This is a genomic window from Micromonospora sp. NPDC047707 (genome assembly GCF_040704235.1).
In the GTDB taxonomy this organism is placed as follows: Bacteria; Actinomycetota; Actinomycetes; order Mycobacteriales; family Micromonosporaceae; genus Micromonospora.
In genome coordinates this window covers 129-1,999 of record NZ_JBEYSU010000130.1, presented here as the reverse complement: position 1 = coordinate 1,999, position 1,871 = coordinate 129, and the positions used below count along the sequence as shown (strand labels likewise).

General features: G+C 68.1%; 1 protein-coding gene and 1 pseudogene. Both read left to right on the top strand.

Features of this window, described 5'->3' with window-relative positions; translation table 11 throughout:
• A partial coding sequence (locus AB0873_RS32370) for a transposase (RefSeq protein WP_366604581.1) occupies positions 1-300 on the top strand: 300 nt, incomplete at its 5' end.
• A 66-nt stretch (positions 301-366) separates the two neighbouring features.
• Positions 367-1,440, top strand: a pseudogene (locus AB0873_RS32365) (IS110 family transposase); the annotation flags it as partial.
• Between the last annotated feature and the right edge of the window lie 431 nt (positions 1,441-1,871).

Below are 1,871 nucleotides of genomic sequence, written 5' to 3'. Positions count from 1 at the left end.
ACCCGGATCGCGATCGTGCTCGACAACTACTCCCCGCACCTGAGCACGAACAAGGACACCCGAGTCGGCGACTGGGCTACGGCCAACAACGTCGAGTTCGCCTATACCCCGACCAACAGTTCCTGGCTCAACCGCATCGAGGCCCAGTTCACCGCCCTGCGCTACTTCACCCTCGACGGCACCGACCACACCAGCCACAAGCAGCAGGGCAGCATGATCCGCCGCTACATCATCTGGCGGAACAACCACGCCGCCGACGAACGCCTACGCGAGGTCGTCAACAGGGCGAACGTTGCCTGATGCGGCACTAGGTACCAGATGCAACCGTGTTGCGCGCCACTCAGAAGGCGTCTAGGCCGTCGAAGAATGGTGGTGGTCGACCAGCCGGCCTCGATCGGCGCCCCGCCGGTCGCGGTGGCGCGGGCATGCGGGCATCAGGTGGCCTACCTGCCGGGGCTGGCGATGCGCCGCATCGCGGACCTGCATCCCGGTGCGGCGAAGACCGATGCCCGCGACGCCTACGTCATTGCCGACGCGGCTCGCACCCTGCCGCACACGCTGCCGCGGGTCGACGCCGGTGACGAGGCCTTGGCCGAGTTGGAGGTCCTGGTTGGCTTCGACGACGACCTCGCTGGTGAGGCGACCCGTGTGTCGAACCGGATCCGGGGGCTGCTCACGCAGATCCACCCCGCTCTGGAACGGGTCCTCGGTCCGAAAGTGCAGCACAAGGCCGTCTTGGAGCTGCTGTCCCGGTGCGGCGGACCAGCAGGGCTGCGCAAGGCCGGCCGACGCAAACTGCTGTCCATCGCCGGCCCCCACACCCCTCGCCTGGGCCAACGACTGGTCGAGCAGATCATGACCGCACTCGACGAGCAGACCGTCACCGTCCCCGGCACCCAGGCGGCGGAGACGATCCTGCCCCGCCTCGCCGACAGCCTCCGCGACATCCTGCGACAACGCGACCAGCTCGCCGGCGAGGTCGAAAGGATGCTCGATGCGCACCCTCTCGCCCCGGTCCTGACCTCGATGCCCGGCATTGGTGTCAGGACCGCCGCCCGGATCCTCCTCGAAGTCGGCGACGGCACCGCCTTCGCCACCCCCGGCCACCTCGCCGCCTACGCCGGCCTGGCCCCCGTCACCCGACGATCCGGCAGCAGCATCCGCGGCGAACACCCACCTCGCGGCGGCAACAAGCAGCTCAAACGGGCGTTCTTCCTCGCCGCGTTCGCCGCCCTCGCCGACCCCACCAGCCGCGCCTACTACGACCGCAAACGAGCCGAAGGCAAACGCCACAACAACGCCGCCCTCATCTGCCTCGCCCGACGCCGCTGCGACGTCCTGTTCGCCATGCTCCGCGACAAGATCCCCTACCAACCCCGCCCAACAAGCCCCGTCCCCGCTATGACGAAACCCATAGGGACACCCCCCCCGGGGGCTTGAGGTCACAAGATCCGCCCGGAATGCCGCTTAACAGCTTTTCCGCTTGGGCGGCCTAGTTTAGCGCCGATTACACCAACTTGTGGCTTGTGAATGCCGCCTGCCCTGCACTGTAAGCATGGAATCGCACAGAATCTAACACTGACTGGGCCCGCCCGCTCAGAGGACGGGCCCAGGGCCCCGCGCTAGGGGCGCGCCGATGGGATCAGGGCGAAGAACGGCTGGAGTTGGCTAGCCAGGCCGGCTCGGGCTCGTCACCGGGCTTGCCACACCCGACATTGGGCTCAGAGTAACCAGACAAGGCCTACTCGGGCTCGGAATCGGGCTCGCCACACCCGGCCTACTCGGGCTCGGAATCGGGCTCGCCACACCCGGCCTACTCGGGCTCGGAATCGGGCTCGCCACACCCGGCCTACTCGGGCTCGGAATCGGGC